21 protein-coding genes are annotated in these 25,711 nt (G+C 72.9%); 11 read left to right on the forward strand and 10 right to left on the reverse strand.

The annotated features are described in order from the left end of the window. The first annotated feature begins 335 nt into the window (after positions 1-335). From ACGFML_RS37415 to ACGFML_RS37430, 4 genes are read left to right on the forward strand one after another with little or no spacing between them, the layout of a single operon-like run. Positions 336-1,346, forward strand: a complete 1,011-nt coding sequence (locus ACGFML_RS37415) for an ABC transporter ATP-binding protein (protein WP_393550303.1) — start codon at positions 336-338, stop codon at positions 1,344-1,346. After that, the gene (locus ACGFML_RS37420; RefSeq protein ID WP_393550305.1) at positions 1,346-2,074 is read left to right on the forward strand and encodes an ABC transporter permease; all 729 of its coding nucleotides are present in this window, start codon (positions 1,346-1,348) and stop codon (positions 2,072-2,074) included. The genes ACGFML_RS37415 and ACGFML_RS37420 overlap by 1 nt, the downstream gene beginning before the upstream one ends. 6 nt (positions 2,075-2,080) lie before the next feature. Next, positions 2,081-3,496 carry a sensor histidine kinase gene (locus ACGFML_RS37425; protein ID WP_393550307.1) on the forward strand — a complete coding sequence of 472 codons (1,416 nt, stop codon included), beginning with the start codon at positions 2,081-2,083 and terminating at the stop codon, positions 3,494-3,496. Next, positions 3,493-4,098: a response regulator gene (locus tag ACGFML_RS37430; RefSeq protein WP_393550309.1), complete on the forward strand. Its 606-nt coding sequence runs from the start codon at positions 3,493-3,495 to the stop codon at positions 4,096-4,098. The genes ACGFML_RS37425 and ACGFML_RS37430 overlap by 4 nt, the downstream gene beginning before the upstream one ends. An 83-nt stretch (positions 4,099-4,181) precedes the next feature. On the opposite strand, the gene ACGFML_RS37435 is transcribed toward ACGFML_RS37430, so the two are convergent. The 3 genes from ACGFML_RS37435 to ACGFML_RS37445 form a co-directional block, all read right to left on the reverse strand. Beyond that, positions 4,182-5,627 carry an MFS transporter gene (locus ACGFML_RS37435; RefSeq protein ID WP_393550310.1) on the reverse strand — a complete coding sequence of 482 codons (1,446 nt, stop codon included), beginning with the start codon at positions 5,625-5,627 and terminating at the stop codon, positions 4,182-4,184. A 178-nt stretch (positions 5,628-5,805) separates the two neighbouring features. Beyond that, a complete protein-coding gene (locus ACGFML_RS37440; RefSeq protein ID WP_393550312.1) occupies positions 5,806-6,999 on the reverse strand; it encodes a lipid-transfer protein in 1,194 nt (397 codons plus the stop codon). Positions 7,000-7,024: 25 nt separating this feature from the next. Continuing rightward, the gene (locus ACGFML_RS37445; protein ID WP_393550314.1) at positions 7,025-9,208 is read right to left on the reverse strand and encodes an acyl-CoA dehydrogenase; all 2,184 of its coding nucleotides are present in this window, start codon (positions 9,206-9,208) and stop codon (positions 7,025-7,027) included. A gap of 375 nt (positions 9,209-9,583) precedes the next feature. Here ACGFML_RS37445 and ACGFML_RS37450 point away from each other — a divergent pair, with 375 nt between their 5' ends. The 4 genes from ACGFML_RS37450 to ACGFML_RS37465 all read left to right on the forward strand — a co-directional run bounded on the left by ACGFML_RS37450 (position 9,584) and on the right by ACGFML_RS37465 (position 13,531). Continuing rightward, entirely contained in the window at positions 9,584-10,231 is a 648-nt protein-coding gene (locus ACGFML_RS37450; protein ID WP_393550316.1) for a class I SAM-dependent methyltransferase, read from the forward strand. A 35-nt stretch (positions 10,232-10,266) separates the two neighbouring features. Then, a complete protein-coding gene (locus tag ACGFML_RS37455) occupies positions 10,267-11,214 on the forward strand; it encodes an N-acetylmuramoyl-L-alanine amidase (RefSeq protein WP_393550318.1) in 948 nt (315 codons plus the stop codon). A gap of 206 nt (positions 11,215-11,420) precedes the next feature. Then, on the forward strand, positions 11,421-12,332 hold the full coding sequence (locus ACGFML_RS37460; protein ID WP_393550320.1) for a hypothetical protein: 912 nt from the start codon (positions 11,421-11,423) through the stop codon (positions 12,330-12,332). A 188-nt stretch (positions 12,333-12,520) separates the two neighbouring features. Then, positions 12,521-13,531 (forward strand): LLM class F420-dependent oxidoreductase, encoded by a 1,011-nt coding sequence (locus tag ACGFML_RS37465; RefSeq protein WP_393550322.1) that lies wholly within the window; start codon positions 12,521-12,523, stop codon positions 13,529-13,531. 7 nt (positions 13,532-13,538) lie between these two features. On the opposite strand, the gene ACGFML_RS37470 is transcribed toward ACGFML_RS37465, so the two are convergent. Further along, positions 13,539-14,354 carry a maleylpyruvate isomerase family mycothiol-dependent enzyme gene (locus ACGFML_RS37470; protein ID WP_393550324.1) on the reverse strand — a complete coding sequence of 272 codons (816 nt, stop codon included), beginning with the start codon at positions 14,352-14,354 and terminating at the stop codon, positions 13,539-13,541. A 50-nt stretch (positions 14,355-14,404) separates the two neighbouring features. Next, positions 14,405-14,974 carry a hypothetical protein gene (locus ACGFML_RS37475; RefSeq protein ID WP_393550326.1) on the reverse strand — a complete coding sequence of 190 codons (570 nt, stop codon included), beginning with the start codon at positions 14,972-14,974 and terminating at the stop codon, positions 14,405-14,407. 213 nt (positions 14,975-15,187) lie between these two features. Here ACGFML_RS37475 and ACGFML_RS37480 point away from each other — a divergent pair, with 213 nt between their 5' ends. After that, positions 15,188-17,716 carry an ATP-binding protein gene (locus ACGFML_RS37480; RefSeq protein ID WP_393550328.1) on the forward strand — a complete coding sequence of 843 codons (2,529 nt, stop codon included), beginning with the start codon at positions 15,188-15,190 and terminating at the stop codon, positions 17,714-17,716. Here the strand turns inward: ACGFML_RS37480 and ACGFML_RS37485 are convergent. The 3 genes from ACGFML_RS37485 to ACGFML_RS37495 are packed head-to-tail and all read right to left on the reverse strand — an operon-like array spanning position 17,713 to position 21,082. After that, positions 17,713-18,780, reverse strand: a complete 1,068-nt coding sequence (locus tag ACGFML_RS37485; RefSeq protein ID WP_393550330.1) for a prenyltransferase/squalene oxidase repeat-containing protein — start codon at positions 18,778-18,780, stop codon at positions 17,713-17,715. The two genes, ACGFML_RS37480 and ACGFML_RS37485, sit on opposite strands and share 4 nt — an antisense overlap. Next, positions 18,777-19,679 carry a class I SAM-dependent methyltransferase gene (locus tag ACGFML_RS37490; protein WP_393550332.1) on the reverse strand — a complete coding sequence of 301 codons (903 nt, stop codon included), beginning with the start codon at positions 19,677-19,679 and terminating at the stop codon, positions 18,777-18,779. Before ACGFML_RS37490 ends, ACGFML_RS37485 begins: the two co-directional genes overlap by 4 nt. A 50-nt stretch (positions 19,680-19,729) precedes the next feature. Beyond that, entirely contained in the window at positions 19,730-21,082 is a 1,353-nt protein-coding gene (locus ACGFML_RS37495; protein WP_393550334.1) for a glycosyltransferase family 4 protein, read from the reverse strand. 249 nt (positions 21,083-21,331) lie between these two features. On the opposite strand from ACGFML_RS37495, the gene ACGFML_RS37500 reads away from it, so the two are divergent. Next, positions 21,332-21,964, forward strand: a complete 633-nt coding sequence (locus tag ACGFML_RS37500) for a TetR family transcriptional regulator (protein WP_393550336.1) — start codon at positions 21,332-21,334, stop codon at positions 21,962-21,964. A gap of 354 nt (positions 21,965-22,318) precedes the next feature. Here the strand turns inward: ACGFML_RS37500 and ACGFML_RS37505 are convergent, their stop codons facing one another. Next, positions 22,319-22,552: a ferredoxin gene (locus ACGFML_RS37505; RefSeq protein ID WP_393550338.1), complete on the reverse strand. Its 234-nt coding sequence runs from the start codon at positions 22,550-22,552 to the stop codon at positions 22,319-22,321. Next, positions 22,552-24,006, reverse strand: coding sequence for an aldehyde dehydrogenase (locus tag ACGFML_RS37510; protein ID WP_393550340.1), 1,455 nt, complete (start codon positions 24,004-24,006; stop codon positions 22,552-22,554). The genes ACGFML_RS37505 and ACGFML_RS37510 overlap by 1 nt, the downstream gene beginning before the upstream one ends. Before the next feature lie 408 nt (positions 24,007-24,414). Here ACGFML_RS37510 and ACGFML_RS37515 point away from each other — a divergent pair, with 408 nt between their 5' ends. Next, positions 24,415-25,470, forward strand: a complete 1,056-nt coding sequence (locus ACGFML_RS37515) for an MBL fold metallo-hydrolase (RefSeq protein ID WP_393550342.1) — start codon at positions 24,415-24,417, stop codon at positions 25,468-25,470. Positions 25,471-25,711: the final 241 nt, after the last annotated feature.

Genomic DNA, 25,711 nt, shown 5'->3' on the forward strand with positions numbered 1-25,711 from the left:
AGACCCCGGCCCGGCCGTCCGCACCGTCGGCCGTGCCGGGGTCGTTTCGGGTCGGCCCGACGGCGTCCACCGGCGCCCTGCCGGCACACTTCTAGAACGCGTTCTAGCCGATGGCCCTCATGTATAGCCGATCCGTCGGGCACCCGGAAGCCCCCTGACGCACAGTCAGGTACGAGCCGACGGGGGACGCCCTCGTCCCCGCGCCGGGATGCGCCCCGTACCCGCCCCCGCGGACCCGTGACATTTGTCAGGGCGCATCCCCCACATTCGCCTCTGCCCCGGCCGCCCCGACGCTCCGTAGCGTCGGGGACAGACATTCGACGGGGAGGCCGGACATGGCATCGGGCACGGCATCGGGCAGCACACGGACGGCGCAGCCGGCGGGCTCGCGGGGGGCGACCGGCACCGCGCCGGCGGTGGAGTTCTCGGGAGTGAGCAGGAGTTACGGCGCGGTGCGTGCCGTGGACGGGCTGGACCTGGAGATCGCGACGGGCGAGACGGTGGCGCTGCTCGGGCGCAACGGCGCGGGGAAGTCCACCACCCTCAACATGCTGCTGGGGCTGCTGCCGCCCGGTGCGGGGACGGTGCGGCTGTTCGGCGGCACCCCGGAGACGGCGGTGCGGGCGGGCCGGGTGGGCGCCATGCTGCAGGACGGCAAGGCGATCCCGCGGGTCACCGTCCGCGAGCTGATCACCTTCGTCGCCGCCACGCACCCCCACCCCATGGAGGTCACCGAGGCCCTGGAGCTGGCCGGCCTCGGCGAGTTCGGCGGGCGGCGGGTGGACCGGCTGTCCGGCGGGCAGGCCCAGCGGGTCCGCTTCGCGGTGGCGCTGGCCGGCAACCCCGAGCTGCTGGTGCTCGACGAGCCGACCGCGGCGCTGGACGTCGAGGCCCGCCGCGCCTTCTGGCGCTCGATGCGGGCGTACGCGCGGCGCGGCAACACCATCGTGTTCTCCACCCACTATCTGGAGGAGGCGGACGAGCACGCCGACCGGATCGTGGTGATCGACGGCGGCCGGGTGGTCGCGGACGGCAGCGGCGAGGCGATCAAGCGGCGGGCCGGCGGCTCCCGGGTCTCCTTCGACCTCGCGGGCGCGGCGACCGAGCCGCTGCCCGGACTTCCCGGCGTGAGCGCCGTGGAGGTACGCGGGGACCGCGCGCTGCTGCGGACCACGGACTCCGACGCAACGGTCGTGGCCCTGGCCGGGCTCGGGCTCGTCCGCGCGCTGCAGGTCACCCCCGCCAGCCTGGAGGACGCCTTCCTCACCCTCACCTCGGGCGAAGCCACCCCCCACTCCCCGGCGCGCGCCGCCACCGGCAGCCGGTCCGCGAAGGAGCTCGCGTGATGCTCGACTACATCCGCCTCGAAGTGCGCCGTACCCTGCGCGACAGGGGCTTCGTCATCTTCGGCGTCGGGATGCCGGTGCTGATGTACGTGCTGATGACCAACATCGGTGCGGGTCCCGGCGGCGCCGGCATGGAGTGGAAGATCGGCTCGATGGTCGGCATGGCCGCGTACGGCGCGCTGGGCGCGGCGATCGGCACGGGCACGGGCGTCGCCGAGGACAAGCAGCTGGGCTGGCTGCGGCAGCTGCGGATCACCCCGCTGAGCCCGATCCGCGTGGTCGTGGGCCGCGGGCTGGCCGGCTCGGTGACGGTGCTGCCGGCCATCGCCGCCGTGCTGCTGGTGGGCGCGCTGGTCAATGACGTCCGGATGCCCGCCTGGCAGTGGGCCGCGCTGGCCGGACTGCTGTGGATCGGCACCGCTCCCTTCACCCTGCTCGGCCTCGGCAACGGCTACCGCCTCTCCGCCCAGTCCACCGGCGTGATCAACACGGGCTGCATGCTGCTGCTGTCGATCATCGGCGGCCTGTGGTTCCCGGCCGAGCTGTTCCCCGGCTGGCTGCGCTCGCTGTCCTCCTGGACGCCCGGCAACCGCTTCGCCGAGCTCGGCCAGAGCGTCACCCAGGGCGGCGCACCGGGCCTGGGCACGGTGGCGGTGCTGGCCGCCTGGCTGGCACTCTTCGGCGGATACGCGGTGTACGCGTACCGTCGGGCCGCACGAACGGTGTGATCGACGATGGCGCAGACCTGGGAAGCGACAGTGCAGCACACGAAGCAGCGGGCCGCCGGCGGCGAAGAGCCCGCCAGCGCGGAGGGCACCGGCGACGGCGCGTGCCGGCCGAGGTGGCCGGGCGGGAAACCGGACAAGGGGCCGGGCAAGTACGCCTTCCTGCCCTGGCTGCTGATGGGCCTGGGTGCCTTCTCCAACATCATCCAGGGCAAGACGGGCAGCCCCTGGCTGGCCGGCCTGGGCCTGCTCGCCTTCAACTCCCTCTACATCAGCGTCGTCTGGTCGTCGTTCAACCCCCGGCTGCGCGACTCCCGCCGTCCGCTGATCGCCCTGGGGCTGCTGACCGCCGTCACCTTCGCCATCGCGCTCGGCTTCCGTGACAACTGGTTCCTGTTCTTCCCGCTGCTGTCGCTGGCCTCCGGCACGGTGCGCGCGCTGCGCGGCAAGAAGCTCGCCCTCTGGCTGATCGCGCTCAGCGGCGCGGCCGGGTACTTCTCCGGCTGGCACGAAGGCAGCGGTCCCGGAGGCGCATTCGGCATCGGGTACGGCACGTTCCTGTCCGGCACGGTGACCGCCACCGTCCTCAGCCTCTTCGACACCATCCAGGAGCTGAACACCACCCGCCAGGAGCTGGCCCGCAGCGCCGTGGAGAAGGAGCGCCTGCGCTTCTCCCGCGATCTGCACGACCTGCTGGGCCACACCCTGTCCGTGGTGGTGGTCAAGGCCGAGGCGGTCCGCCGACTGGCGCCGCGCGATCTGGAGGCGGCGCTCGGCCAGGCCGCCGACATCGAGGCCGTCGGCCGGCAGGCGCTGACCGAGATCCGCGAGGCCGTCACCGGCTATCGCGAGGGCAGCCTGACCACCGAACTGGACCGGGCCCGCTCGGTGCTGGAGGCGGCCGGTATCGAGCCCGTCGTACGACAGGCCGGGCCGCCGCTGCCCACCCAGGCCGAGGCGCTGCTGGGCTGGGTGGTCCGTGAGGGCGTCACCAACACCGTCCGGCACAGCCGCGCCACCCGCTGCGAGATCGACGTCCATGCCGATGAGGACCGGGTACGGCTGACGATCACGGATGACGGGCGCGGTCCCGTAAGCTCCGATACCGCCCCGACACACGGCCGGTCCTGGATACGGGACCGGGTGCCGGGGCGCGGCGGCAGGATGGACGGCGGCGCGGGGAGCGACCGGGACGGCGGAAGCGGCGGGGACGACCCGGCCGGCCCGGACGCTACGGGGCGCGCGACGGGGCCTGGCGGTTCCGGTCCGGTGGGCGGCACGGGTCTGAGGGGGCTGGCCGAGCGGCTGGCCGCGGCGGGCGGCACGCTGCGCACCGGCCCCGACGGCCGGACCGGCTTCCGGGTCGCGGCCGAACTGCCGGTGGGCACGGGCGATATGGCGGATGCGGAGGAGTTGACCAGGTGATCAAGGTCCTGCTGGCAGAGGACCAGGGGATGATGCGGGGCGCGCTGGCGCTGCTGCTCGGCCTGGAGGAGGACATGGAGGTCGTGGCCCAGGTCGCGGCGGGCGATCAGATCGTCGCCGCGGCCCTGGACACCCGCCCCGACATCGCGCTGCTGGACATCGAGCTGCCGGGCCGCAGCGGCCTGGACGCCGCGGCCGACCTGCGCGGTCAACTGCCGTCCTGCAAGGTGCTGATCGTGACGACCTTCGGCCGGCCCGGCTATCTGCGCCGCGCGATGGAGGCCGGGGCGTCCGGATTCCTGGTCAAGGACGGCCCCGTGGAGGAGCTGGCGGCGGCGATCCGGCGGGTGCTGGCCGGGGAACGGGTCATCGACCCCGGCCTCGCCGCCGCTGCCCTGAGTGCCGGGCCCAATCCCCTCACCCAGCGCGAACGCGATGTGCTCACCGCGGCCGTGGACGGCGCCACGGTCGCCGACATCGCCGCCAAGCTCCATCTGTCGCAGGCCACCGTCCGCAACTACCTGTCGGCGGCCATCGGGAAGACCGGCACCCGCAACCGCATGGAGGCCGTACGGGCGGCCCGGCGCAACGGGTGGTTGTGAGCGGGGGGGGTGGTGAGCGGGTGGTGTGAGCGGGTGGTGGTGGGCAGGGGGGCAGGGGCCGGCGTGGGGCCCGGCGGGGCCCGTCAGCCGGGCGCGACGTCCGACCGGCGGCGCGGCAGGGCGAGGACCATCAGCGCGATGCTGCCCAGCAGCACCACCGAACCGACCTGGAACGCCAGGCCGTAGCCGTCCGCCAGCGCCGCCCGGCCGTGCCCGGCGGCGATCCGGGTGGCGGCGACGGTGGACAGGACCGACAGGCCGAGCGCGCCGCCCATCTGACGGGAGGTGTTGATCAGGCCCGAGACCAGGCCCTGGTCGGCGGGGTCGGCCCCGGAGGTGGCGATGGAGGCGACCGGTGTGGCGGTCAGCCCGGCGCCGAGCGCCATCAGGATGCCCGGGCCCAGGATGGTGCCGAGGTAGGTGCCGTCGGCGTCCATCGCGCCCTGCCAGACCATGCCGGACGCGGAGATCACCGCGCCCGTGACGGCCAGGCTCTTGGCACCCACCCGGTTCATCAGCCGCGGCGCGGCTTTCGAGCCCAGGACGATGGACAGCGAGTGCGGGATGAAGGAGAGTCCCGCCTGCAGCGGCGTGTAGGCCAGCACGTTCTGCGTGTAGAGGGACAGGAAGTACCACATCGAGAACATCGCGGCGCCGGCCAGCACCATCGCCGCGTTGGCGGAGGAGACCGAGCGCAGCCGGAAGAGCCCCAGCGGCATCAGCGGGGCCTTGGTGCGCGCCTCGACGGCGATGAAGGCGGCGACGACGAGGAGCCCGGCGGCCAGCGGCAGCAGCGCGGACGCCGAGGCCCAGCCGGCCGTCTCGGTCTGCACGATGCCGTACGCCACCAGGCCGAGCCCGCCGGTCACCAGCAGCGCGCCGGGCACGTCCAGCCGCCGTCCGGAGTCCTGCCGGCTCTCGGTGAGCCACCGCACGGCACCGGCCAGCACCAGGGCTCCGACCGGCACGTTGATCAGCAGCACCCAGCGCCACGACAGGTATTCGGTGAGCACCCCGCCGACCAGACCGCCCACCGCGCCGCCGCCCGCACCGACCGCCGTCCAGGTGGCGATGGCCTTCGTACGGGCCGGGCCGGACGGGAACGACGTGGTCAGGATCGTGAGGGTGGCCGGCGCGAGCACCGCCGCACCGATGCCCTGGACCGTGCGCGCGGCGACCAACTGCCAGGGCTCGCGGGCGAGGCCGCCGGCCAGGCTCGCGAGGGTGAAGAGGGCCAGGCCGACGACGAAGATCCGCTTACGGCCGAAGAGGTCGGCCGCCCGGCCGCCCAGGAGCATGAAACCGGCGAAGGTGATGACGTAGGCGTTGACGATCCACTGGAGGCCCAGTTCGCTCAGGCCGAGCCCGGTCCGCATCGCGGGCAGCGCCACGTTCACCACGGAGACGTCCAGCACCACGAGGAACTGTCCCGCGCAGACCAGGAGCATCACCAGCCAGGGTGGTGCGGCCGTGCGTCGTGCGGATGCGGACAGGGTCGTGGGGGTGGCTATCGGGGGCATGCGGAACATGCTCGCATCGGCATGTGCCCGGCGCATCGGGATATCGGTGCATCCGCCACCTGTCCACAGACCTAGGGCGCGGGACGTAGCCGGGGCGGGGACCGACGCTTCGCCCGGTGGGGTCGGCAGCGGGGCCGTTGCTCCATGAACCACTGGATTCGGAGGCGCGCCCCGCAACCGCCCCCGCTCACCTCCGCAGCAGCGTGACCACCGCCGCGCCGCCCAGCCCGATGTTGTGCGCGAGACCCACGCGTGCCCCCGGCACCTGCCGCTCCCCCGCCGTCCCCCGCAGCTGCCACACCAGCTCGGCGGCCTGGGCCAGTCCGGTCGCGCCCAGCGGGTGGCCCTTGGAGATCAGGCCGCCGGACGGGTTGACCACCCAGCGTCCGCCGTAGGTCGTGGCCCCGTCGGCGACCAGCTTGCCCGACTCACCGTCGGCGCACATGCCCAGCGCCTCGTAGGTCAGCAGCTCGTTGATCGAGAAGCAGTCGTGCAGTTCGATGACGTCCACGTCCTCGATGCCCAGGCCGCCGGCCGCGTACGCACGGCGGGCCGCGGTCCGCGACATCGGCTTGCCGACGACGTCGATGCAGGAGCCGGCGGCGAAGCTCTCCTCGGTGTCCGTGGTCATGGCCTGGGCGACGATCTCCACCGCCCGGTCGGCCAGCCCGTGTTCGCGCACGAAGCGCTCGGAGGCGATCACCGCCGCGGCCGAGCCGTCGGAGGTCGGCGAGCACTGGAGCTTGGTCAGCGGCCGGTGGACGGTCCTGGCGGCGAGGACCTCGTCGACCGTGTAGACGTCCTGGAACTGGGCGTTGGGGTTGTGCGCCGAGTGGCGGTGGTTCTTGGCGCCGACCGCGGCGAGCTGTTCGGCGGTGGTGCCGTGGCGCTCCATGTGCTCGCGGGCGGCGTTGCCGAAGATCTGGGCGGTGGGCGGGGTCATCTCGAATCCGTGGGCGGCCGCCATCACGCCGTAGTGGCGGGCGACCGGCGAGGTGGCGAAGTCGCCGCCGTCGGCGCCGCCGCCCAGCGCGCCGCGCTTCATCTTCTCGAAGCCGAGCGCCAGCACGCAGTCGTTGAGGCCGGACTCGACGAACTGGCGGGCCATCATCAGCGCGGTGGAGCCGGTGGCGCAGTTGTTGTTGACGTTGTAGACGGGCACGCCGGTCAGCCCCAGTTCGTACGCGGCGCGCTGCCCGGCCGTCGAGGGCTGGTAGCAGTAGCCGACCGGTACCTGCTCGACCTCCTCGTAGCCGATCCCGGCGTCGGCGAGGGCCTTGCCACCCGCCTCCTCGGCCATGTCCCAGTACTGCCAGTCGCGGGTCTCGGGCTTCTCGAACGGGGTCATCCCGACGCCGACGATGTACGCCTTGCCAGCCATGCGGATCCTCCTGGAGGTCCGGGGGTCAGATGAGGGGGCGGGGTTCCGGGTCGCGGGGCAGGCCCAGCAGCCGTTCCGCGACGACGTTCAACTGGACCTGGGTGGTGCCGCCCGCGATGGTCAGGCAGCGCGACATCAGGAAGCCGTGCAGGGCGCGTTCGCCGGCGCCCTCGCGCACCGCGCCGGCCGGTCCGAGCAGTTCCAGCGCCAGCTCGGCGACCTTCTGCTGGTGCGGGGTCTGTACCAGCTTGCGGATGCTGGCGCCGGCGCCCGGTTCCAGGCCGGACACCTGCCGGAGCGTGGTGCGCAGCCCGATGCAGCCCAGCGCGTGCGCCTCGGCGGCCAGCGCGCCCACCCGGGCCCGTACGGATCCGTCCAGCTCCGCGGAGCGGGCGATGAGCGCCTCCAGACCGGTGTCGAAGGTCAACTGGTCGGCCATGTGGACGCGTTCGTTGTCCAGGGTGGTGCGGGCGACCCTCCAGCCGTTGTCGACCTCGCCGACCACGGCGTCGGCGGGGAGCAGCACCTCGTCGAAGTAGACCTCGTTGAAGAGCGCGTCGCCGGTGATCTCCCTGAGCGGGCGGACGTCGATCCCCGGGCTCTTCATGTCGACGAGGAAGAACGTCAGGCCCTTGTGCTTGGGCGCCCGGGGGTCGGTGCGGGCGAGGAGGATGCCGTGATCGGCCCACTGGGCGGCCGAGGTCCACACCTTCTGGCCGGTGATCCGCCAGCCGCCGTCCGCCGTGCGCTCGGCGCGGGTCCGCAGCGCGGCCAGGTCCGAGCCGGCCTCGGGCTCGGAGAACAGCTGGCACCAGAGCAGATCGCCGCGCAGCGAGGGCAGCAGATAGCGGTCCTTCTGCTCCTGGGTGCCGTGCGCGATGAGGGAGGGGACAACCCAGGTGGCGATGCCCAGGTCGCTGATCTCGACCCCGGCCGCGGTCAGCTCCTGCTGGATGGCGAGTTGCTGTACGGGGGAGGCGCCCAGTCCGTAGGGCTCGGGGAGGTGGGGGGCGGCGTATCCGGTGGGGGCAAGTGCGCGGCGGGCGGCAGCGGGATCGAGGCCGCGGACGGCGTCGACGGCCGTACGGGCCGCCTCCCGGTGGTGCGCCGCTTCCGGCGGGAGGTCCAGGCTCAGCCGGCGGCGGGCGCCGTCCGCGCCGTAGCGGGCGGCCCGCAGGCGGTGGCTGTCGCCGCTGCCGAGCAGCTGGCGGGCCACAGTGGCCCGGCGCAGGTGGAGGTGGAGGTCGTGTTCCCAGGTGAAGCCGATGCCGCCGAGGATCTGGAGGCAGTCCTTGGCGCAGCTGTGGGCGGCGTCCAGGGCGGTGGCGGTGGCCAGGGCGGCGACCAGGCCGCGGACCGCGGGTTCCTCGTCCAGGGCGCGGGCGGCGTCCCAGACCAGGGCGCGGGCCTGTTCGGTGCGGACGAGCATGTCGGCGCACAGGTGCTTGACCGCCTGGAACTGACCGATCGGGCGGCCGAACTGTTGGCGCACCGCGGCGTGTTCGGCGGCGGTGTCCAGGGCCCAGGCCGCGGTGCCGCAGCTCTCGGCGGCCCACAGCACCCCGGCCAGGTCGCGGACGAGGGCGCTGTCGACGGTCAGCCGGCGGCCGGCGGGCACCGGGACGCCGGCCGCGCTCACCTCGGCGGTCGGCCGGGTGGGGTCGGCGCTGTCGTGGACGCGTACGGTCAGCGCCGCGGCGTCGACCGCCAGCCATACGGTGCCGGTGGAGCCCTCCGCGGCCAGCACGATCAGGTCCGCGTCGCCGCCGGCCGGGACCGGGGGCGCGGTGCCGTCCAGGACGTAGCCGTCGGCCCCTTCGACGGCGGTGAGGTAGCCGGGGCCGAGCGCGACGGCGCCGAGCAGTTCGCCCTTCGCCAGGGACCGGACGAGGTCCCCTTGGCCGCCGCGGCGCAGGAGTTCGGCGGCGAGGGTGGTGGGCAGAAAGGGGCCCGGGAGCGCGGCGCGGCCCATCTCCTCCAGGACGACGGCAAGGTCGAGCAGTTGGCCGCCGCCCCCGCCGTCGGCCTCCGGCAGATGGGGGCCGAGCAGGCCCTGTGCGGCGAGCTCGTCCCAGTACCCGGGCCTGCCGTGCCGGCCCGGCGGGCCCTCGAGCAGTGCGCGGACGGCTTCGGCCGGTACGGCCCGGGCGGCCCAGCCGCGTGCCGCCTCGGCCAGATCGCGGTGCTCCTGTGTGATTCCGATGCCCATGCGGGGCAGAGTAGAACACGTTTCATTCTGACGGAAGGTCAGATGACGGTCCGGGTTGCCGCAGCGCTCCCCGGGCGCCGTGCACATTCGAAAGGAAACGATGCGGATCCGAACGGGAAACAGTTCGGTGAATTTCCATCACCGTGCAGCCAATACCTTCCACTCGCGCACTCCCCCGCCCTCCTGGATTCGCCACATTCGGGCATCCGGGAATCGACCGACCGAAAATACGACTCCCGGTGTCGATATCCGGAATCGGAATATGTGATTCCGGCCGGACCTCGATATGCCGGGCCGGCGGGGTACCCGCACGGCGCCCGCCCGGCCCGGTACGGCAGCATGAGCCACTCGACGACCATCACCAGGAGGAAGCCCATGGCTCCGACGGCTCCGCAGCCCGACATACTCGCCGCGTTCGAGGCCGCGAAAGGCTTCATGCCCGTGGACGAGGGGCTCGCGCTGCACGGCGCGGCGGTCGAGGCGGCGGGACTCGGGCTGCCGCTGGTGGAGGTCGGGACGTACTGCGGCCGGTCCACGATCCTGCTCGCGGACGCCGCGCGCGGCGCGGGTGTCCTGGCCGTCACCGTGGACCACCACCGGGGCAGCGAGGAGCAGCAGCCGGGCTGGGAGTACCACGACGCGACGGTCGTCGACCCCGAGGTCGGCCGGATGGACACGCTGCCCACCTTCCGCCGGACGCTGCACGCGGCGGGCCTGGAGGACCATGTGATCGCCATGGTGGGCCGCTCCCCGCAGGCCGCGGCCGTCTGGCAGGCGCCGGTGGGCCTGGTGTTCATCGACGGCGGGCACACCGACGAGCACGCCACCGCGGACTACGAGGGCTGGGCCCCGCACGTCGCACCCGGCGGCCTGCTGGTCATCCACGACGTGTTCGCGGACCCGGCGGACGGCGGCCAGGCCCCGTACCGCATCTACCGGCGGGCGCTGGCGTCCGGCGCGTTCACCGAGGTCGCGGCGCACCGTTCGCTGCATGTGCTGCGTCGCACGGGCCCCGGCATCTGAGCAGGCCGCACCGGCCCCGGGCTACGATCGCGAACGTGTCGAACGGCAGTACATTCCCCCCGCACCGCCGCCTGCGCGGCACCGTCGTCCTCGCCGTACTGGCCGCGGTCCTGGTGACCGCCGCCGTGGGCTGGCTGGCCCTGCGGTCGTCAAGAGGCAACGGCGGCGCGCCACCGGGGGCCGCGCACCCGGCCCCCGGCGAGTCCGCCGACGGCAGCCGGCCGCCCCGAGGCGAGGGCGACAAGGGGGGCAGGGGTGACAAGGGTGACGCGCCGGGCAAGGGCGGCACCGGCGAGGGGAAGCCGCACGGCAGCCTCAAGGGGAAGACCGTGGTGATCGACCCCGGGCACAATCCGCACAACCGCGATCACGGCCGGGAGATCGCCCGACTGGTGAACATCGGCAACGAACGCAAGGAGTGCGACACCACGGGCACCTCCACCAACGCCGGTTACGCCGAGGCGTCCTTCACCCTGGACGTCGCCCGCCGGGTCCGCACGCTCCTGCGTCACGAGGGCGCCAAGGTCGTCTTCACCCAGGACGGCGACCGCGCCTACGGCCCGTGCGTGGACGAGCGCGCCGCCGCCGGCAACAAGGCGCACGCGGACGCCGCGGTCTCCGTCCACGCGGACGGCTCGGCGGCCGGCAACCACGGCTTCCACGTCATCATGCCCGCGCGCGTCACCGCGGGTGCGGCCGACACCTCCGCCATCGTCGGGCCCTCGCGCCGACTGGGCGAGCGGCTGGCGGGACGGTTCGTCGCCGCCACCGGAAGCGCGCCGTCCAATTACATCGGCGGCGGCACCGGACTCGACGTACGCTCCGATCTCGGCGGCCTCAACCTCTCCGAGGTGCCGAAGGTGTTCCTCGAGTGCGGCAATATGCGCGATCCGAAGGACGCCGCGCATTTGACGGACGCACAGTGGCGGCAAAAGGCGGCGCGCGGGATCACCGAGGGCATTACGGACTTCCTGACGAGCTGACCGCGCCCCGCGGATACCGACACCGGCTTGTGCACCGCACCCGATACGCCACCCAAACGGCATTCCGTACAGGAACCGATACCAAGAAGACGGCCCGGCGGATTCGGCGGCGGGTTCCCCTTTACGATGGGGCCCTGCCGTGCCTCGCACCGCGCGTACCAGCGACAGCGTCGACCAGATCCACGAAAACGACAAAGGACCCTTACGTGAACATCCGCTCCCTCACTCGAGGCGACGGCGTGGTGATCGGAGCAGCGGTGTTGCTGTTCATCGCCTCGTTCCTCAACTTCGTCTCCGCGAGCTGCCCCGGAGACTGCGGCACCGTCAACGACAAGCTGCCCAACGGCTGGGACTCCGACATCTTCCCGGTCCTGCCCTCGATCTTCCTCGCCGGCATCTTCGCGGCGGTCCTGATCGTCGTCGGCCGCGGCCTCGGTGAGCGCAAGTTCGGCGGCCTGGAACTCGGCCAGCTGGGCACCGGACTCGCCCTCTTCGCCGCCTGGTCCTCACTGTGGTCGCTGTTCGACGGTCCGCTGCGCAGCAGCGAGGGCGGCTTCAGTATCGGTGTCGGCATCGGCGCCATCCTGGCCTTCATCGCCCTGCTGGCGATGGCCGGCGCGGCGCTGGCCACCAACCAGGTGCCCGCACTCAAGGCCCAGCTGATCCCGGACAAGCCGGCCGGCGGCCCGTCCCCGTACGGCGTGAACCCCAACCCCGGCTACGGCTACCCCGGCGCCCAGCAGCAGCCTCAGCCCGGCCAGGGCTACGGCTACCCGGGCGCCCAGCAGCAGGCCCAGGCCCAGGCCCAGCCCCAGGCCGGCCAGCCCTACGGCCAGCAGCCCCCCGTCGACGCCACGGCCGGCGGCCCGCAGGGCGCGGCGGCACCGGCGGGCGCCACCCAGGCGGCCGGCGCCCCGGCCGACTTCGCGCCGTTCTGGTTCGCGGTGCCCGTCGCCCGCCCGCTCTACGGCGAGGACGGCTCCCCGGCGCCGATCGCCGAACTGGCGCCCGGCACCTGGTACCTCGCGGTCGAGCAGCGCGGCCAGGCCCTGATCGCGCAGACCCAGGACGGCCGGCGCGGCGTCCTGCAGGACACCACCGGCATCCAGCGCGGCTGACACCGCTCCGCACAGCCGGACACCCAGCGGTCCTTTCGCGGCCCCTCGCCCCTCCGGGCGGGGGGCCGTTGCCATGTCCCGCACCCGGCCGTACAGTTCGGCGCACACACCAGAACCTGACGGTGCATCAGCTCCGGGCGGGTTCTGGTGGAGCCACTGGTCACCGCCGCCGGAGAGAGGCGATCGCCATGCGACTGGGTCTGGCACTGGGCTACTGGGGCCGCGGCCCCGACCCCCGGCACCTCGAACTCGCCCGCGAGGCCGAGCGGCTGGGCTATGACTCGGTATGGACGGCGGAAGCCTGGGGGTCGGACGCGTTCACCGCGCTGACCTGGATCGCCGCCCACACCTCCCGCATCGGACTCGGCACCGGCATCGCCCAGATGGCCGCCCGCACCCCCACCGCCACCGCCATGCACGCCCTGACCCTCGACCACCTCTCCGGCGGCCGGATGCTGCTGGGCCTGGGGCTGTCCGGGCCGCAGGTCGTCGAGGGCTGGTACGGGCGGCCGTTCCCCAAGAGCCCGCTGACCGCGACCCGCGAGTACGTCGACGTCATCCGCCAAGTGCTCCGCAGGGAAGGGCCGGTGGAGGCCGACGGCACCTTCCACCCGCACCCCTACCGCGGCCCGGACGGCACCGGCCTGGGCAAGCCGCTCAAGCCCATCACCCACCCGCTCCGCGCCCAGCTGCCCGTTCTGCTGGGCGCGGAGGGCCCCAGGAACATCGCCCAGACGACCCGGATCGCGGACGGCTGGCTGCCGCTGTACTGGTCACCGCTGCGCACCGACGTCTACGAGGCGTCCCTGGCCGACGCACCGGAAGGCTTCCTGATCGCCCCCATGGCCCGCGCCGTGGTCTGCGACGACGTGACCGAGGGCCTGCTGCCGGTCAAGGCCATGCTCGGCTTCTACATCGGCGGGATGGGGCACACGGCCAAGAACTTCCACGCCGACCTGATGGCCAGGATGGGGTACGAGGCCGAGGCGCGCCGGATCCAGGAGCTGTTCGGCCAGGGCCGCAAGGAGGAGGCGGTAGGGGCCGTACCGGATGCCTTCGCCGACGAGATCTCGCTGGTCGGGCCGCGCGAACGGATCGCGGAACGGCTGGCGTTGTGGCGCGCGGGACCGGTCACCGATCTGCTGGTCACCGCCCCGGACCCGCACACCCTGCGGGTGCTGGCCGAGCTGAACTCCTGACCCCGGCCTACCCGAAGGACGCCCACGCCAGCCACTGGTCGAGCAGGCCGCGGTCACCCAGCACCTCGACCCGGCCGCTGTCCGCGGGCAGCCGTCGGTGGACGACGCGGAGCAGGTCGGTGAGCGGGCCGCGCACGGCGACCGACGCCTTTTCGTGGGTGCGGCGGTGGGTGAGCCGGTCGCCGGTGAGGTCCAGGAGCCATTCGGCGTTCAGCTCGGGCGGGGCGTCGGTGGCGTGGAAGTGGAGGGTACGACCGGGGCCGAAGGGCCGCCCCCCGCGCTCGGCAAGACGCTCCGCGACCGCCGGCAGGGCGCACAGCTGGAGCCACTCCTCCAGGCAGTCCGCGGCGACCTCGGGCTCGACGGCGAAGCCGGCCCCCGTGGTGAGCGCGGCGTCGGCGCGGTGGATGACCGTCTCATGGGTCATCCGGCGCGCCCAGAACCCAGCCCGCTGCACCGGTGACCACGTCCACACCGCGGTGTCCGGGCCCGCCTCGCGCAGCGCCGCCACGAGCAGTTCGGCGCCGGCGGCGAGCCAGGCGTCCAGGGCCGCCGGGTCGTCCGCGGCGGCGTCACCCCCGGGCCCGGCCGGCTCGGGCACGTCCGCGTCGTCGACGTTCGCCGTGGCGCGGGTGGCAACGAGCGTGCCCGCCCAGCGGTGGGCGCCGCCCAGGTGCCGGGCCAGCTCGGCCAGCGTCCAGTCGGGGCAGGTCGGCACGGTCGCCGAGAGGTCGGCACCGCGCAGCAGGGACCGGAAACCCGTGGTCTCGGCGAGGAGCTGGTCGCAGTAACGGTCGTGGCCGAGTGCACCCTGGAGAGTCATGGGGCGCACAGTAGTGGGCGGCGCCGGGTCTCAGTGGGCGGCGCCGGGTCTCAGCCTCCCAATTGCGAGACGGACGGGACCTTGTCCGTGACCTGGGCGCCGGCGCTGCTGCCCGCTCCCTTGACGTCCTTGATGACGTTCTGGAACGCGCCGACCTCGGTGCCGTCCACCTGGCCCTTGCGCAGCTTGCCGCCGAGGTTCTTGAGGGACTCGATGCCGCTGGAGAGCGGGGCGACCGCCTTGGCGAGGGTCGGGTCGCCCTTGGCGTTGCGCACCGCGGCCTTGAGCCTGTCGTACGTGAACGCACCCGCCAGCCCCGCCTTGACCAGCGCGAACGTCCGGCCGTCCGCCCCCTTCTTGAACTTCCCGGCCCGGAACGGCTTGACGATCCACTGGTAGGTGGCCCCCGCCGCCAGGCCCGCGTTGGTCACGAAGCGGGTCTTGGCGAACTTCTGCCGCTCGGCCGAGCTGGTCGCGCTGGGCACCGCCGAGGAGCCGGCGGACTTGTCCTTGGGGCCGCAGCCGACCGCGCCCAACGTCAGGGCGCACACCAGCAGCACGGTCAGGGCGGCCCGGCGCAGCGGCGGCCGGGCATCGGTACGAGGCGGGGAAAGGGGCACGGCGTGGCTCCGGCGGGCTCGATCGGCTGCGGGGTGTACGCCCGCAGCCTGACCCGGCGGCCGGGCCCCCGCCAGTCCGGGTAGCCCGTACGGGGAGGTCCGTCGGGGCGTTCGTGCGGGGGGGGCCGTCCGGCTCGTACGGAAGAAGGCCGTAATCGCCCCGCGCGAAGTGCCCGTGCTTCTAGAGTGGACCCGCCAGGGGGTGGGTGCGCGGTGGGGGCTGATGCGACGGGGAACGCCGTAACCGGCGGAGTGTTCTTCCATGCGGTGGTCCAGGGCCGGAACATCACGGTGCAGCTCCCCGCACCGGTCACGCCCGCCCTCTGCGGACTGCCTGTGCCGTCCGCCACGTTCACCGGGCGGGACGGCGAGCTGCGCACAGTGCTGGAGCTGCTCGACCCGGCGGGCTCCGCGCCGGCAGTCCCCGTCTCGGCGGTCTCCGGCTTGGCCGGGGTCGGCAAGACCGAACTCGCCGTCCACGTCGCCGATGCCGCACGCGACCGGGGCTGGTTTCCCGGCGGAGTGCTCTTCGAGGATTTCCACGGCTTCGACGATGCCCGGCGGGTGGAACCGGGCACCGCGCTGGGCCGCCTGCTTCGTGCCCTGGGCGTACCGGACGAACACATCCCCGCGGACGTATCGGAGCGGACCCGGCTGTACGCCTCGGTCCTCTCAGCCTTCGCCGGACAGGGCCGGCGCGTGCTGGTGGTGCTGGACAACGTCTCGTCCGCCGAACAGGTGCGTCCGCTGCTGCCCCGGGACAGCGCGACCGGTGTGGTGATCACGTCCCGGCACACCCTGGGTGAGTTGGAGGCCCGGCTGATCGAACTCCCGGTGCTCGGCGCCGAGGCGGCGGTCGCGATGCTGGGCGGACGGCTGCGCGCGGCGCGCGGCCCCGCGGACCGTCGAGTGGGCGACCACCCGCGGGACGCCTTGCGCATCACCGAACTGTGCGGCCGGCTGCCGCTGGCGGTACAGATCGCCGCGGCGCTGCTCGCCGACGACCCCGCCCGCCCCCTCGCCGCCCTGGCCGATGACCTGGAGGGCGCACGGACCCGCCTGGACGAGATGAGTTATCACACCCTCGCCGTCCGTGCGGCGTTCGATCTCTCCTACGCCCGGCTGGAACGTCTGGAGCCCGCACAGACCCGGCTGTTCCGACTGATCACCCTCAACCCCGGCCCCGAGGTGTCCACCGGCGCCGCCGCCGTCCTCGCCGGCCAGGACGTCCGCACCACCCGGCGGCAACTGGAGGCGCTGGCGCGGGCGCACCTCATCGAACGCGGAGGCGCATACGGGCGCTGGCGCATGCACGATCTGGTCCGCCTGCACACGGAGGAGCAGCAGCACAAGCGGGCGGAGGCCGATGGCGGACCGGCGGCCCACACCCGGCTCCTGGAGCACTACCTGGCCACGGCCCTCGCTGCTGCCGGCCGGATGGATCCGGTCGGCTGTTCTGCCCGCCACGGCTCCGCCCCACTCGACGGGGAATTCCGGGACCGCACGGAGGCCCTCTCCTGGCTGGACGCCGAGTTTCCCAATCTCATGGGCGCCGTCACCGGTGCGGGCGAGGCGCACGCGTCCTTGGCGATGCGGCTGACCGCGGCCGTGAGCGGATTCCTCGAACTGCGGCGGCACACCGACGAGTGGGTCACGCTGGCCGAATGCGCCGTGCGGGCCGCGGAGCACCTGGCCGACCGGGCAGCCACAGCGCACCTGTTGACCCAGCTCGGCCGGGCCTTGCAGTTGTCACGGCGCTTCGAGGGGGCAGTCGGCGCGCACCGACGGGCCACGGCCGCCTTCCGTGCACACGGCGACCGGCACGGCGAGGGCACGGCCCTCCTCAACCTCGGCGGGCCGCTGCACGACATGCACCGTTACGCCGAAGCGATGAACGCCTACCGGACGGCCGGCGACATCTTCCAGGAGTTCGGCAACTGGTACGGCGTCAGCCGCGCTCTGATCAATCTGGGCTCCACCCTCCAGGAGCTGGCACGGTTCGAGGAAGCCATCGACACCTGCCGCACCGCGGTGGCCCTCTGCCGTGAACTCGGCGACAGCCAGGGCGAGGGTTTCGCACTCGGCAACCTCGGAGTGGCCCTGCGCGGTGCACATCGCCACGACGAGGCCGTGGTCGCCTGCCGCGACGCGGCGCGCATCTGCCATGAACGCGATGACCGGCACGGCGAGGCGAAGGCGCAGAACATCGTCGTCCTCTCTCTGGAGAGACTCGGCCGCCATGAGGAAGCCCTCGCCGCAGGTCTCGCCGCGCGGGCCACCTTCCGGGACCTGCGCGACCGGCACGGCGAAGGCCACGCTCTCAGCGCGGTCGGAACCGCGCTGCGCGCGCTCGGACGGCCGGAGGAAGCCGTCGACGCCCAGCGCACCGCGGTGGCCCTGCTGCACGGCATCGGCGATGCGCACGGCGAAGGCAAGGCCCTCACCAACCTCGCGGCCACACTGCTGGAGTGCCGGCGGTACGGCCCGGCCCTCGATCACTGCCGGGAGGCCGAGACTCTCCTGCGCCGGGTCGGCGATCGTCACTCCGAGGCCACAGCGATGGTCGTCCGCGGTGCCGCCCTCCACGGGGCGGGGCGGTTCACCGATGCCGCTGCCGTACAACAACGTGCGGCCGAGATCTTCTGCGGCATCAGTGACCGGCACTCCCAGAGCGTGGCGCTGGCGAACTTCCGGGACTCACGCCACGCCGCGCGCCACGGCGCCCGGCCGGACGGCCCCTAGCAGCAGTCGGGGGCCAGCCCGGTCGGCAGCCGCTCCCCGCCGAAGACGGTGGTGGTCGCCTCGTCGCCGCCCAGCGCGGCCACCGCGAGCAGCACCGAACCGGCCGTCCAGGAGGTGAGCTCCCGGGGCCAGATCGCATCGTCGTCGAAGACGTAGCCGGTCCAGTACATGCCGTCCTCGGCGCGCAGATGCTGGATCCACTTGAGGATCTGCACCGCCCGCTCCGACTCCCCCATCGCCCACAGCGCCAGCGCCAGCTCGGCGCTCTCGCCTCCGGTGACCCAGGGGTTGGGCAGCACACAGCGCACTCCCAGCCCCGGGACGACGAAGCTCTCCCAGCTCTCGTCGATCCGGGCCGTGGCGTCCGCGCCGCGCAGCGCGCCGCCCAGAACGGGGTAGTACCAGTCCATGGAGTAGCGGGACTTGTCCAGGAACCGCTCGGGGTGACGGCGTATCGCGTGGCCCAGGCGGCCGACGGCCAGCTCCCAGTCGGGCTGCGGCTCCTCGCGCTGCTCGGCGAGCGCGAGCGCGCAGCGCAGCGCCTGGTAGACGGAGGACGAGCCGGTCAGCAGTGCGTCGCGGACCGCTGTGCCGTCGTCCTCGCGCTTCCAGCCGATCTCGCCGCCGGGCTGCTGGAGTTCCAGGACGTACTCGATCGCCGCGTAGACGGCGGGCCACATGCGGTCGAGGAAGGTCTCGTCGCCGGTGGAGAGGAAGTGGTGCCAGACGCCGACCGCGATGTACGCGCAGAAGTTGGTCTCCCGGCCACGGTCGGTGGGCGACTCGGCGTCGCCGTCGGCGTACGCCGCGTACCAGGAACCGTCCGGGTTCTGGTGCCGTACCAGCCAGTCGTAGGCGGCCTCGGCGCGCTCGTGTTCCCCGGCCGCGTCCAGGGCCATGGCGGCCTCGGTGTGGTCCCACGGGTCGAGGTGGTGGCCGCGGAACCACGGGATGGCGCCGTCCTCGCGCTGGGTCGCCACGATGCCCGCGACCGTACGCGCCGCCTGTTCGGCGGTGAGTACCCCCGGCAGCACCAGCCGTTCGGTACGCCCGGGACTCGTCACTTGGCGGCCCCGGAGGCGGACTTGGCGGTGGCCTTGACGGAATTGGCGGCCTTGACGGGCTTGGCGGGCTTGGCGGGCTTGGCAGGCTTGGCAGGGGACGTCTTCGGCGTCCGGGTGGTGGCCTTCGCGGCGGGCTTCGCGGCCGGCGTCGCGGCGGGCTCGGTCGGCTCGGCGGGCTCGGCCGGGAGCTGCGGCTTGGTGGCGTAGGCGACGAAGCTCTTCCCGATGACGGGGTTGAGGGCCTGCTCGGCGAGCCGGGTGGCCAGCGGCTTCTTCATGATGTCCCAGACCAGCAGCTTGTGGTACGCCTTCACCGGCAGCGCCTTGTCGTTGTCCACGCCGAACGCGCACTTGAGCCACCAGTAGGGGCTGTGCAGGCCGTGCGCGTGGTGGGTCCCGTACGGCTCGAGGCCCGCCTCCCGCATCTTGCCGAGCAGTTCGTCGCCGCGGTAGATGCGGATATGGCCACCCTCGACCTCGTGGTAGGCGTCGCTGAGCGCCCAGCAGATCTTCTCGGGGCCGTAGCGGGGGACGGTGACGGCGATCCGGCCGCCGGGCCGCAGGACGCGGACCATCTCGGCGAGTACGCCCTTGTCGTCCGGGATGTGCTCCATGACCTCGGAGATGATCACGACGTCGAAGCTGTCGTCGGGGAAGGGCAGGGCCAGCGCGTCGCCCTCCATGGCGGTGGCGGAGGCCCCGGCCGGGGCCTCGCCGGCTTCCTTCATCGCGGCGAACCACTTGGCGACCTCGCGGATCTCGTCGCCGTTCTGGTCGAGGGCGACGACCTGCGCGCCGCGCCGGTAACACTCGAAGGCGTGCCGGCCGGCGCCGCAGCCCAGGTCGAGTACGCGGTCGCCCGGGGCGAGCGGGAAGCGGGAAAAGTCGACGGTCAGCACGGCGTTCTGCTTTCGTCCGGCGGTTGGTGGCGGTTGGCTGCTCGGGTGGATCAGGTGGCGCGGGCGGCGGCCCGGCGGCCGCTCTGGAGGGCGATGGCCTCGCGGTAGCGCTCGGCGGTGCCGATGGCGGCCTGCCGCCAGGTGAAGCGGGCCAGCACACGCTCGCGGCCGGCCGCGCCGAGGCGGCGGCGGAGCGCGTCGTCGTCCAGGAGGCGGAGCAGGCCGGCGGCGAGCGCACCGGCGTCGCCCGGGGGGACCGCCAGGCAGGTCTCGCCGTCGGGGCCGGAGACCTCCGGGATCGCGCCGCCGGTCGTGGCCAGCAGGGGCGTACCGGTGGCCATGGCCTCGGCGGCGGGCAGCGAGAAGCCCTCGTACAGGGACGGGACACAGGCGATCTGGGCCCCGCGCACCAGGTCGACGAGTTCGGCGTCCGTGATGCCCTTGACGAACTCGATGGCGCCGGTCAGCCCGAGCCGTTCGATGGCGGCGGCGACCGGGCCGTCGTCGGCGCGCTTGCCGACGACCACCAGATGCGCCCGGGGGTTCTCGGTGCGGACCTTGGCCAACGCCTCGACCAGGTGGATCAGGCCCTTGAGGGGGACGTCCGCGCTGGAGGTGGTGACGATGCGGCCCGGCACTTCGGGCACGGCCGGGTCGGGCGAGAAGAGGTCGGTGTCGGCGCCGATGTGCACGACGTGGATCCGGCCGGGGTGCACGCCGAGGTCGTCGACGATCTCCTGGCGGGAGGAGCCGGAGACGGTGAGCACGGAGGGCAGCCGGCGGGCGACCCGCTTCTGCATCCGGGTGAAGCCGTACCAGCGGCGGACGGAGGCCCGGCGCCGGAAGCCGTCGGCGGCGTCCAGGTCGAGTCGGCGGTCGACGGTGATGGGGTGGTGGATGGTGGTCACCAGCGGGGCGCCGATGGCCTCGGAGCCGCCGAGCAGGCCGTAGCCGAGCGTCTGGTTGTCGTGGACGACGTCGAACCGGCCGCGCCGGGCGGCGAGATGACGCCGGGCGCGAAGTGAGAAGGTCAGCGGTTCGGGGAAGCCACCGGTCCACATCGTGCCGACCTCGACGGCGTCGATCCAGTCCCGGAACTCGCCGCGCTTCGGCGTACGGAACGGGTCGGGCTGGCGGTAGAGGTCGAGGCTGGGCAGCTCGGTCAACGGCACGCCCTCGTCGAGGACGGGATAGGGCTGCGCGCCGATGACCTCGACGGTGTGGCCCAGCCGTGCCAGCTCGCGTGAGAGGTGGCGTACGTAGACGCCCTGGCCGCCGCAGAACGGGTTCCCCTTATAGGTGAGCATCGCGATGCTCAGGGGGCGGTCGCCGTCGGTCGGGGCGGAGGCCGAGGGGGCCTCTGCCGGGCGGGGCGCGGCTGCCTGGACGGCCTCTGCGGTCACGCTCGGCCCCCTTCTCACTGGACTTTCGCCGGAGCGTAACCGCTGGCGGTAATCTAGAACAAGTTTCAGAACTGATCGGCCGACGATTGGCTACTGATCAGTTCAGGAAGCCTCGAATCTACCGGCCGAGAACGAGGCGAACAGAGGCGCACCAGGTGATTCGCGCCACCACCCGCCCCCCTGCCATGCTGTGCCGATCACAGCACCGGCACTCACCGCATCGCGGATGGAAGCCACGGAATGGGACATATGACTACGGAACCCAAGGCGGCAAAGCCGACGCTTCCCGCGAGTCCTCCCCTGACCGAGCGTCAGGAAGCCCGGCGCCGCCGCATCCTGCACACCAGCGCCAAGCTGGCCAGCCGTGGCGGATTCGATGCGGTGCAGATGCGCGAGGTCGCCGAGTCCTCGGGGGTCGCGCTCGGCACGCTCTACCGCTACTTCCCCTCCAAGGTGCATCTGCTGGTCGCCACCATGCAGGACCAGCTCCAGCACATGCACGAAACCCTGCGCAAACGGCCGCCCTCGGAGGAGGACCCCGGCGCCCGCGTCGCCCAGACCCTGATGCGGGCCTTCCGCGCCCTCCAGCGCGAACCGCACCTGGCGGACGCCATGGTGCGCGCCCTGACCTTCGCCGACCGCTCCGTCAGCCCCGAGGTGGACACCGTCTCCCGGCTGACCACCGCGATCATCCTCGACGCCATGGGCCTGGACGGGCCCCCCACGCCCGAACAGCTCTCGGCGGTCCGGGTCATCGAGCACACCTGGCACTCGGCCCTGATCACCTGGCTGTCCGGACGCGCCTCCATCGCCCAGGTGAAGATCGACATCGAGACGGTGTGCCGCCTGATCGCGGTGACGGCCCCGGCATCGGAGGACTGAGCGGAGGGCGGCGGAGCACCGGGGGGGCGAGGACCGGGGGCACCTAGGGCGTCGGGTGCCGAGTGCCGGGCGCCGAACATCGGGTGCCGAGTCCCCGTCCCGGGGGCCGAGCGCCGAGCCGGGGTTACCGAGTCCGGGTTGCCGAGCCCGGGGGCCGAACTTCCGGGGCCGAGGGACCGTTTTGGTGCCGGGTCGCGGTTGACCCACGTGTCACCACGGGTAGTTGGTCCCGCAGGGGGCCCATCGAACCCTTACGGGACCGCCGCCCTCACCCCTTACGGGCCCCGCCCGCCTGCCCGTTCACTCCCCTCACTCCCCTCACTCCCCTCACTCCCCTCACTCCCTTCGCTCGCCTCACTCCTCCGGAGGGAAGACGGCCTCACCGCTGTCCGCGGCGGTGATGAGGATCGCCTCGACCGGACACCCCTCGGCCGCCGCCAGCACGCTCTCGGCGGCATCAGTCTCCGGCCGCACCGGGTGCGACTGCCGTGCCGGGTCCAGCCGGAAGCCGTCCGGCGCGACACCGACGCACATCCCGGACCCGATGCACACGCGCCGGTCCACCTCCACCCGCCAGCGGTCCCCCATCAGGCACCCGCCGGCAGATGGATCATCTTGTGCTCCAGGTACTCGCCGAAGCCCTCCGGTCCGAACTCCCGCCCGATGCCGGAGTTCTTGTAGCCGCCGAACGGGCCGAGCATGTCGATGCTGAAGGTGTTCACCGAGTACGTACCGGTGCGCACCTGCCGCGCGATGTCGATGCCGCGGTCGACGTCGGCCGTCCACACCGAGCCGGACAGCCCGTAGTCGGAGTCGTTGGCGATCCGTACCGCCTCCGCCTCGTCGTCGTACGGCAGCAGGCAGATGACCGGGCCGAAGATCTCTTCGCGGGCGATCCGCATGGAGTTGGTGACGTCACCGAAGAGCGTCGGTTCGACGTACCAGCCCGTCGGCTGCCTCTTCGGCCGGTCGCCGCCGGTCAGGACCGTGGCGCCTTCCTGCCGGCCGAGCGCGATGTAGTCCAGCGAGCGCTGCTGCTGGCGGCGGGCGACCAGCGGGCCGAGCTCGGTGGCCGGATCCAGCGGGTCGCCGACCGTGAGCGCGGCGGCGGCCGCGGTGAACCGTTCGGCGATCTCGTCGTAGTGGCTGCGCGATGCGAGGATCCGCGTCTGGGCGACACACGCCTGCCCGTTGATCATCCAGGCGAACGGCACGATGCCGGCCACCGCCGCGTCCAGGTCGGCGTCCGGCAGGATCACCGCGGCGGACTTGCCGCCCAGTTCCAGCGTGACCCGGCTGAGGTTGCGGGCCGCGACCTCCATGACCCGCTTGCCGGCCGCCACCGAGCCGGTGAACGACACCTTGTCCACGCCCGGGTGCCCCACCAGGTACTCGCTGACCTCGCGGTCCGCGGGCAGGATCGACAGCACGCCCTCCGGCAGCCCGGCCTCGGTGGCGATCTCCGCGAGGAGGTATGCGTCGAGGGGGGTCTCCGGCGACACCTTCAGCACCGCCGAACAACCGGCCAGCAGCGCGGGCGCGAGCTTGGCGGCGGCGGTGAACTGCGGGACGTTCCACGGCACCACGGCCGCGACCACCCCGGCCGGCTCCCGCCGTACCAGCAGCGGGCCCAGTGCCCCGGCCCGCCGCTCCTCGAAGGGGAAGTCGCGGGCCACGGTCAGCGCCGAGTCCCACACCATCATCGCGGCCAGCGACTGCACCATGACGCCAGAGGTGACCGGGGTGCCGTTCTGCGAGCCGATGACCCTGGCGAGCTCCTCACTGCGGGCCGCGACGGCGTCCTTGATACGGGTCACCACCGCGATCCGGTCCTTCAGCGGGGCGTTCGCCCAGACACCGGAGTCGAAGGACGTACGGGCCGCGGCCACCGCCCGGTCGACATCCGCCCGCGAGGCGTGCGGGACCCGGCCGATGACCTGTTCGGTGTGCGGTGAGACGACCTCGATCGTGTCGTTGCCGGCCGGATCGACCAACTCACCGCCTATGTAGAGCTTTCCGTGCTCGACGAGGTCGTCGCTCATCGCTGCCGCCTTCCGACGGGTGGGAACGGTTGCCTTCCGCTGCCTGCTGTGCCTTCCGCTTGCTGTCCCTTTCCGTGCCGTGCGTGCCGTGCGTGCGTGTGTTTCGTGCGTGTGTTTCGTGCGTGCCCTGCGTTTCGTGCGTGCCGCGCTTACCGCGCCGCTTCGCGCCCCGCCGGCGGTCTGCTTGCCATGCCGGTGGGGACGGTTGCCGGCCCGGTGCCACCGTCGCACCGGGCCCTGGTGTCACCTCAGGACTGCGCATCGCACAGGAACTGATACCAGTTCTAGTTGGAGGAGTCCACGGTGCGGACACAATCCCAACACCTGCTGCACGGAAGCGACTTCCGGCCGCCATGGAACCAGTTCTAGTTATAGTGAGGCGTTACGGCACACCGAGAGGGGACCGGGATGACCACGCAGGTGACCGACCACAGCGGCGGGGTGTGGAGCATCGCCGTCCCCATCCCGGACAACCCACTCGGCCACACCCTCGTCCACCTCCTGGAGACCGACCGGGGCCCGGTGCTGATCGACACCGGCTGGGACGACCCGGACTCCTGGGACACCCTCGTCGCAGGCGTCACCGCATGCGGATTCGCCATCGCCGACATCCACGGCGTACTGATCACCCATCACCACCCCGACCATCACGGGCTGTCGGCCAAGGTGCGGGAGGCGTCCGGCGCCTGGATCGCGATGCACGCGGCCGACACGGCCGTGGTCACCCGCTCCAGGGAAGCCGTACCGGGGCAGTGGCTCGACTACCTGCTCGCCAAGCTCGCGACGGCGGGCGCGCCGGAGGACCATCTGGCGCCGCTACGGCAGGCGCGGGCCGACGGACGTGGCCGGAAAGCGCCCGGCCGGCGGGCGGCGCTGCCGGACCGGGAGATCGACCCCGGTGAGCTGCTCGACCTGCCGGGGCGCCGGGTACGCGCCATCTGGACGCCGGGGCACACACCGGGCCATGTCTGCCTGCATCTGGAGGAGGAGCATCCGCGAGCGGGGACCGGAGGGCGGGCCGGCGGATTCGGGCGGCTCTTCTCCGGCGATCATCTGCTCCCCGGCATCACACCGCACATCGGCCTGTACGAGGACCCCGACGACGCCACCGTCACCGACCCCCTCGGCGACTATCTCGACTCGCTGGAACGGATCGGGCGCCTGGCACCCGCCGAGGTGCTGCCCGCCCATCAGCATGCGTTCACCGACGCGCAGGGCCGCGTGGACGAGCTCATCGCTCATCACGAGGAGCGGCTGTCCGGGCTGAGAGCACTGCTCCAGCAACCGCTGACCGCATGGCGGCTGGCGGAGTCCATGGAGTGGAACCGCCCCTGGGAGCAGATCCCCCACAGCTCCCGGACCATCGCCGTCTCGGAGGCCGAGGCCCATCTGCGGCGCCTGGTGAAGCTGGGCCATGCCGAATCGGTGCCGGGCTCCGGTCCCACGACGTACGTCGCGGTCTGACACGTACGTCGCGATCTGACGCACATCGCGGTCTGACGTACGTCGCCGTCTGACGTCCGGGCGTCCCCGTCCTGGCGAAACCGGCCTGATGCTCTGGCCTGGAGCCCTGTCCTGGCGAACCGGCCTGGTGCCCTGTCCCGACGGTTCCCGCCCGGCACCCCTGCCCCACGATCCGGCCGGGCCGTCCGGGGCGCTCGCCGGCAAGGAGGCGGTGCCGCGCCCGCAGCGGGCCCGGCCCGGC

It is taken from the genome of Streptomyces sp. NPDC048650 (genome assembly GCF_043199095.1).
In the GTDB taxonomy this organism is placed as follows: Bacteria; Actinomycetota; Actinomycetes; order Streptomycetales; family Streptomycetaceae; genus Streptomyces.

Coding starts and splice junctions, on each gene's coding strand:
- ACGFML_RS37415 (WP_393550303.1), top strand. CDS start 336: ATGGCATCGGGCACGGCATCGGGCAGCACACGGACGGCGCAGCCGGCG.
- ACGFML_RS37420 (WP_393550305.1), top strand. CDS start 1,346: ATGCTCGACTACATCCGCCTCGAAGTGCGCCGTACCCTGCGCGACAGG.
- ACGFML_RS37425 (WP_393550307.1), top strand. CDS start 2,081: ATGGCGCAGACCTGGGAAGCGACAGTGCAGCACACGAAGCAGCGGGCC.
- ACGFML_RS37435 (WP_393550310.1), bottom strand. CDS start 5,627: ATGTTCCGCATGCCCCCGATAGCCACCCCCACGACCCTGTCCGCATCC.
- ACGFML_RS37440 (WP_393550312.1), bottom strand. CDS start 6,999: ATGGCTGGCAAGGCGTACATCGTCGGCGTCGGGATGACCCCGTTCGAG.
- ACGFML_RS37445 (WP_393550314.1), bottom strand. CDS start 9,208: ATGGGCATCGGAATCACACAGGAGCACCGCGATCTGGCCGAGGCGGCA.
- ACGFML_RS37450 (WP_393550316.1), top strand. CDS start 9,584: ATGGCTCCGACGGCTCCGCAGCCCGACATACTCGCCGCGTTCGAGGCC.
- ACGFML_RS37465 (WP_393550322.1), top strand. CDS start 12,521: ATGCGACTGGGTCTGGCACTGGGCTACTGGGGCCGCGGCCCCGACCCC.
- ACGFML_RS37470 (WP_393550324.1), bottom strand. CDS start 14,354: ATGACTCTCCAGGGTGCACTCGGCCACGACCGTTACTGCGACCAGCTC.
- ACGFML_RS37500 (WP_393550336.1), top strand. CDS start 21,332: ATGACTACGGAACCCAAGGCGGCAAAGCCGACGCTTCCCGCGAGTCCT.
- ACGFML_RS37505 (WP_393550338.1), bottom strand. CDS start 22,552: ATGGGGGACCGCTGGCGGGTGGAGGTGGACCGGCGCGTGTGCATCGGG.
- ACGFML_RS37510 (WP_393550340.1), bottom strand. CDS start 24,006: ATGAGCGACGACCTCGTCGAGCACGGAAAGCTCTACATAGGCGGTGAG.
- ACGFML_RS37515 (WP_393550342.1), top strand. CDS start 24,415: ATGACCACGCAGGTGACCGACCACAGCGGCGGGGTGTGGAGCATCGCC.